The following is a 6,653-nucleotide window of genomic DNA, read 5'->3' on the forward strand; positions in this document are numbered from 1 at the left end:
GAGCCGTTGTTATCGTCATTTTTGTACTAGGTTTTTTTGGATTGCGGTAGGGTCATCTTCGTGGACAAGGAAAAAATTTGTTTATGACCTTGTAGCTGAGTAGCGCCAATGCGGATGAATCCGCGGCGCAGAAGCGCGGCACCAATCGATAAGAGCGTTGAAAAAGGGCTGCACAGCAAGTCTTTGGTATCTGGGCCGGTATTTTGTCAGGCTGAAAGCCTGCGACTGCCAAACGGACGAGCTGATCGAATGCGTCGCGCAAACATGCCGCATGAGACGCGATCCGCGCTTCAACATACTTGGCGATCCGGTTCCTTCCTGTGTTCAACGATGCATGGAGTCGAGTCTATCTCGTGGATTACTGCGCGCATCACTCGACTTATTACATACCGCATTTTCTAGCGGAGCAACTCACAATTGGACCCGGACAATTCGACACTGGATGTGCACGACGAATGCCGTGGCCATATATGCCTGCAAGGCGAGCGTAAGCCATTTCAGCAAACGGACATAGCGCCGGTAAGGAATGAATACCTGCAGCAGCAAGGAAATCATGCCGAACATCACGGCATACAGCTGCGTAGGACCGCCGGTGATCAGACTTAATGCCTCGCCCATGGCCGAGACGTCGGCCGCGATATTGACGGTATTGGCAATCAGGAGAAAGCTCACGATACCGTACAAGAGCCACGCCGGATAATGTTTGCGGACATTTGTGGCAAGCCCATGACCGCTTACCCGCCCGATCCGGGCGCTGACCACCTGTATGCCCACCATGAGCGGGTAGGTGAGGAGTACTGTCCACAGCATGTTGAAGCCAAACTGCGCGCCGGCTTGCGAATAGGTCGCAATGCCGCTGGGGTCGTCGTCCGCCGCGCCAGTGATCAGTCCCGGCCCAAGTTTCCCAAGCCATGATCGCTTGGCCGGGGCAGGCCCTGGCTTCTTCACCGGTGTCTCCAGCAACGGGATTGCCGCTAACATAGCAGGTTCCGGGACGCTCGCCCTCCAGTTCACGCGCCATGTGCGCCCAATGATTCGCACGCGGCTCCCTTTGCCTATACTCAGAGGCGCGTCATCCGCAAGCGCCGTGCGCGTTCCGCACGCCAGTTGCCGAGGGTAGCTATGGAGTTCAAGGATTACTACGCGATGCTTGGGGTGGAGCGCACGGCCACGCAAGATGAGATCAAGCGTGCCTACCGGAAGCTCGCGCGCAAGTATCACCCGGACGTCAGCAAGGAGCCGGATGCGGAAGCCCGGTTCAAGGACGTTGCTGAGGCCTATGTGGCGTTGAACGACGCGGAAAAGAGAGCGGCCTACGACGACGTGGAAGCTCGGTACAAGCACGGCCGCGAATTCACCCCGCCGCCGGGATGGGACAGTGGCTTCGAGTTCAGCGGTGGTGAAGCTGATCTCGATCACGACATGGATCGCAGCGATTTCTTCGAATCGCTGTTCGGGGCAAGATCGGCACAGGGTCGCGGGGCACGTCATGATGGCCGCATGGCCGGTGGGGATCATCACGCCAAAGTACAGATCGATCTGGTGGACGCTTACCTGGGGGGGCGCCGCACCATCTCGATGCACACGCCCCAGGTGGACGCAAGCGGGCATGTGTGCTTGCAGGAAAGGCAACTGGAAGTGAATATTCCCAAGGGCATTCGCGGTGGACAGCATCTTCGGCTTGCCGGACAGGGCGGCCCGGGGATCGGAGACGCGCCTGCCGGTGACCTGTACCTCGAGATCGCGATCGCGCCCCATCCGTTGTTCCGCGTCGACGATCGCGACGTCTACCTGGACCTGCGGGTCGCCCCATGGGAAGCCGCGCTGGGCACCCACGTCGACATACCCACGCCGGACGGCAGCGTTCTGCAAGTCAGCGTGCCGGCTGCCTCGTCGCCGGACCGCAAGCTGCGGCTAAAGGGCAAGGGCCTTCCCAGCACGCCACCCGGCGATTTCTATGCGGTGCTGTCCATCGCCTTGCCGCCGGCGGATACGGAAGACGCTAGGCAAGCATACCGGGAAATGGCCAAGGCCTTTAGCGGCTTTGCCCCGCGCGGTTCACTGGAGGCTTGATGCGATGAGCGATCAAAGTGGTTCGATACTGCATGGGATTCTTGTCGAGGAAGACGTTCAATTCTCGCTCATCGAGTTGAGCGTGGCCTGTCATGCCGACATTGAACAGGTGGTTGCCTTGGTCGATGAAGGCGTGCTGACGCCGTGCGGCGAGGACGAGCAGGGTTGGCGCTTTGAAGGCGCCACCCTGACACGTACCCGCGCCGCACTGCGGCTGACGCGTGACCTAGAGTTGAGCGCGGCGGGCGTTGCCCTAGTACTCGATCTGCTGGATGAGATCAACTCGCTCCGCGCGAGACTGCGGCGCGCGAACCTGACTTGATTTTGCCTTCGACTGGGCAGGCGCTGTGTTGCTCTGATAATTCCGCCAGACGGTACATTTGCGGACAGCATTCGTGCCCGGAACAGGCTATGAAACAGATGTGGGCGCACACGCCGCAACAGACCAAAGTCGGCACGGGACTTTCGGAAAATGTCCGGCGTTGCGCCCCGCCAGTTTCTATCCACGAATTGTGGGGCCGGCGATATCCATGGATTACGAAGGGGCTCCCGATGACGACAAACCGGCGCGCGGTAGCCTCAGTTCGTGGCGGCGGCGTCGAAGTGCCGGGCCCGATGGCCGGATCGCTGCGGAAGTCCTGGCACAACTCGATGGCCAACACGTGCGCTGCATTGCGCTGACCTCCACACAGGGGCTGGCGCGAGGCTCGACCGTGCAGGACACCATCTAGTGCGGCTGCTGCGCGAGCGGCTGGTCCAGTCCTCGCTCGAGGATGGTTCGGCCAGGACGATCTCAATGACGGTTGATGGCAGCGCTTCCCGCCCGCGCTCATGCTGCAGCTCGACGGAAATCCGCGTCACAGCCAGATGGTGGGCGGTCAACCAGCCGATCATCTGCACGTTCAAGCCACGCACGTAGCGCAGGGTGGCCTCCGCATGCTCGATGAGGTCGGGTATCCGCCTGTCGTTACTGGCAGTGGACACCCATGGCTACACGAACGCCGCATGGCCCTGGCCAAGGGCCTGTCGCCCGAAGATTCTGGCAGACTCCTCGGAAACCGGCGAACAAGTCGCGTGCGAGGTGGCGCGGAGGTAGGGCGTGCCCCTTTCGTAGAGTTCTATTACAGCCGCTATACCAACGAGGTGCTTCACAACCGGCAGGACCTGGTCGGCGCAGAGATCTGGGTGACCTGTCACCAGGAGGATGACTGTCGCATCGCACCGGCTTCCACCCTGGATGGCATGTCGCTAGGTGTGCTGCGGGCAGCGCCGCCTTGGAACTTGTCACCACACAGCCTGGCAGTCCGTGCTGCGGTTTGCCAAGCCTGCGCCCGTGGGCAGTTCACGATTCCAGCCGGCGCTGACGCCATCGAAGTATTCCTGCGCTATGTGGAAAGCCAGACGAACCACAGATTGCCGGCCCACCCCGCCTACCTCGAGGCGAGGCGCATCCTGGCCGCAGCAGCCAACAGCTCGATCGGGGCAACCATGTTTGACGCCGCGGCGGCACGGGGCGACGTCGCAGGCCGTGCCCCGGGAATCGATAGCCCGTCGGGAGGAACCGGCCGGCGCTCTCCACAAGAGGTCGGGCCCGGGGCGCGGGGCCACGACTCCGAATCCACGCTGCCTCCGCGCCGAATGGCTCAGTCCAAATAGGCCATGACATTCTCACTGCCCGAACGCATCGATCCCCGACACTGCATCGTGACCAAGCAGTACGCCGTGTACACGCCGCCGATGCACGAGATGATTAAACAGGTGGGCGACTGGATCGAACAGCAGCGCCCCGGCAGCTACGTCTATGGCGCTTCTCGGCTGGGAAAGACGCGTTGTGTGCAGTGGTACGTTGCCAAGGTGCTGGAAGAGCGCTTCAAAGCCGCGGTGCCCTTGGTGGTGTGGAATCGGCGTCCCGACAGCCAGACCAGYGAAGCGGGGCTCTGGCACCAGATCTTTGCATCCTACAAACTCCACGGCGCTTCGTCTGACACTTCTTCACTTGTTGCGCGCAGCAAGAAGGCTCAGGATCTGCTTAGACAAAGGCACGGTTCGTGCCGATGCCAGTGGGCGCAAATCGGCCGCAACAACGGGGAGTCATGCTGGATCATGGTGCGCGCGGATAAAGCGATGCGTTGCAATTTCGCGCTTACATTCAGCCGGTGTCCCGCCAACGGCAGCACAAAATACTCGCGTTGTCCGCCACCGTACGGACATTCTCGCGGATCGCTGGGATCCTTGTTGTGCCGGATAGATCCGGTGCGGAACACGCGAACGCCAGTTCGGATCTGAACCGAGGGCAAGCAGAATGGTGCGAGATCAAGCCACGCGCAGACTGGTGCGACTTAGGCAACGACAACGGCGCGCTGGCAGCGTAGCGAACACTGCACACTGACCGGTGCGTACCTGGCGCGGGCGGGGCCCTCTCAGGCAACGTATTCGTTGCCCGGGAGGTTTGCCATGCCTTGCCTGGCTAGCGGATCTGCAGAGGGAAGAACAGGCTGATGCCGGGCGCCGGCTGGGGCACGTAAGCTACCGGGGGCGGCGCGTAGACATAGCGCTGGTTGTCATAGTAGTTGCCGTGATAGTCGCGATAGCCGCGATAGTCGTGATAGTCGTGATGGTCACGAGCGTGATCGTAGCGTTGGTTGCCCTGCCCGTTGCCGTTGTGTCCCTGACGGGACGAAGCATGCTGGTTGCCATGGTTCTGGCCGGGATGGTGGTCGTCGCCAAAGGCCGGTGCCGTCGACACGACACCCAGTGCCAGCGCCAGGCCGAATGCCGCGGCGGCCTTCACGGTCGCCGGGCGCACCCGGCGCGATCGCGTTGTTGAGGTGTTCATCATGCTCTCCTGTGCTTGAGCGAAAGCCCGAACCGCGCGGGGTTGCTTGTACCCACGGCGGCCGTCCGGGCCCGGGGCTTCAGTTCTTTGTCGACGCATGCTGTTGCCGGTTCCGGAAGATCAGGTCGGCATTCTTCTTCTGCACGTCCGACATGCTGTCGTACAGATCCCGGAACACGGGCGTGAGCTTCCTGATGCCATCGGCATGCGCATCGGCGATATCCCCGTAGGACTTGAGGTCGCCGACGGCGGTCATGCCCTTGGCATCCTCAGTGCGCTCCTGCCGCAGCGAATCCATCTTGCTTGCGTTGTTGCGTATGACCTGTGCGACCTTCTGCCAGAGTTGTTCCTGCGTGCGCGTAATCTGGAGCTTCGTGTGGAGGTCGCTGATGTGCGTATCGATGCGATCCTGCTTCGCGATCTTCAAGACATGCGGGGAGCCCTGCGCGTCCGTGGCGGTGATGGCCCCGGCGGGAACGGCCAGCGCCAGCATGGAGAAAAGCGCGACGGACGGCAGCACGTATGCCGTCTTCGGCAGGTACGATTGGGCAGTAAGTTTCATGATCGGTCTCCACGGGAATTCCATGATCCCGCCGACAGATCGCCATCGCTGGCGGCGCGATCGCATGCTTACTTGTGGACCAGATTCCGGCTTGTGTCTGTCCGGCACCGGACAAGGATGAGCACAGCGGGGCCGTTGCGGGCGTTGCGGTRCGGGAGCTCACCAGCTAAAGCGGTAGCTCCCGGAGGGGTGGAGCGCCCATTCCCCATTGCCCCTCAACTCCAGCACCTGCTGGTGATACTTCAGGAGAGTGGGACGGTGGCTGACACTGACTAGCGTTGTCGAACCCGTCGAAAGCTGGAAGTAGAGGTGTTCCTCGTTGCCGATGTCGAGGGCGCTGGTGGCCTCATCCAGCATGGCATAGCGTGGTTTGGCGAGCAGCACGCGGGCAAAGGTGAGGCGCTGCTGTTCTCCCACGGACAGCACCTTCCCCCAGTCCAGATCCACATCCAGGCCGCCAAATCTGTCCACGACGTCCGGCAGATTGACCATCTCAAGCAGCAGCCGGAGTTCCTTATCGGATACCTTGCGGCCATTGCGATCCGGATAGAGCAACTGGCTGCGCAGGCTGCCCAGCACCATGTAGGGATGCTGCGGCAGAAACAGCATATGCTCCAGTTCCGGCCTGACGATGCGGCCGGTCCCGCAGTTCCAGAGTCCCGCTATCGCGCGCATCAACGAACTCTTGCCACCCCCGCTCGCGCCCACGATCAGCAATCCCTCTCCCGGGTTGATCGATACCGTGAGATCCCTGACCAGGGTCCGTTCGTAGTTCGGCGTCTGCAAGGTGACATGCTCGAGCGCCAGGCGCGCGTCTCGCGCCGCTTCGATCTTGTTCCCACCGCCATGCGACGCGGCCTGCGCGGCCAGCGTGACAGGCGTCTGCGCCAGGGCGCCAGAGAATGTGCTCAGCCGGTCGAGTCCGGCGACGAACCGGCTCAGACTTTCAAAGTTGTCGACGATCACGGTGAGCGAGGCCAGGATCGCGGCAAATGCGCCGGCTGCCTGGATGGCCCGGCCAACTTCAAGTTCGCCGGAGAGGACGCGTGAAGCCACAATGGCACTCGGCAGCATGATGGTGAGGAACGCATAGCCATACTGGAAAAAATTCAGGTTCAGCTGCCATCGGATCAGTTTGTTGAAATTGGTGAAGAGATGGTCGAAACGGCCTCGCACATGCAG

Annotated in this window: 7 protein-coding genes and 1 pseudogene; 4 read left to right on the top strand and 4 right to left on the bottom strand. The window is 61.6% G+C overall.

The genetic code is table 11. The features are described 5' to 3' along the window. Positions 1-441: 441 nt before the first annotated feature. Positions 442-981 (bottom strand): annotated as a pseudogene (locus tag AC1DO7_RS38140) (NRAMP family divalent metal transporter); the annotation flags it as partial. Positions 982-1,122: 141 nt separating this feature from the next. Between AC1DO7_RS38140 and AC1DO7_RS38145 the strand changes: the two are divergent. The 4 genes from AC1DO7_RS38145 (at position 1,123) to AC1DO7_RS38160 (ending at position 4,359) form a co-directional block, all read left to right on the top strand. Continuing rightward, entirely contained in the window at positions 1,123-2,073 is a 951-nt protein-coding gene (locus tag AC1DO7_RS38145; RefSeq protein ID WP_441650345.1) for a DnaJ C-terminal domain-containing protein, read from the top strand. A gap of 4 nt (positions 2,074-2,077) precedes the next feature. Next, complete coding sequence (locus AC1DO7_RS38150; RefSeq protein ID WP_441650344.1) at positions 2,078-2,395, top strand: chaperone modulator CbpM; 318 nt, start codon at positions 2,078-2,080, stop codon at positions 2,393-2,395. 208 nt (positions 2,396-2,603) lie between these two features. Continuing rightward, positions 2,604-2,804, top strand: a complete 201-nt coding sequence (locus tag AC1DO7_RS38155; protein WP_441650343.1) for a hypothetical protein — start codon at positions 2,604-2,606, stop codon at positions 2,802-2,804. 928 nt (positions 2,805-3,732) lie between these two features. After that, positions 3,733-4,359, top strand: coding sequence for a hypothetical protein (locus tag AC1DO7_RS38160; protein WP_441650342.1), 627 nt, complete (start codon positions 3,733-3,735; stop codon positions 4,357-4,359). A gap of 181 nt (positions 4,360-4,540) precedes the next feature. Here the strand turns inward: AC1DO7_RS38160 and AC1DO7_RS38165 are convergent, their stop codons facing one another. From AC1DO7_RS38165 to AC1DO7_RS38175, 3 genes are all read right to left on the bottom strand, one after another. Next, positions 4,541-4,909 (bottom strand): hypothetical protein, encoded by a 369-nt coding sequence (locus tag AC1DO7_RS38165; protein ID WP_441650341.1) that lies wholly within the window; start codon positions 4,907-4,909, stop codon positions 4,541-4,543. Between the two features lie 79 nt (positions 4,910-4,988). Continuing rightward, positions 4,989-5,471: a Spy/CpxP family protein refolding chaperone gene (locus AC1DO7_RS38170; RefSeq protein ID WP_441650340.1), complete on the bottom strand. Its 483-nt coding sequence runs from the start codon at positions 5,469-5,471 to the stop codon at positions 4,989-4,991. A 159-nt stretch (positions 5,472-5,630) separates the two neighbouring features. Continuing rightward, positions 5,631-6,653: ABC transporter ATP-binding protein/permease (locus tag AC1DO7_RS38175; protein ID WP_477117345.1), on the bottom strand; the 1,023-nt coding region annotated here is incomplete at its 5' end.

This window comes from Cupriavidus sp. 05N40, from assembly GCF_056397305.1.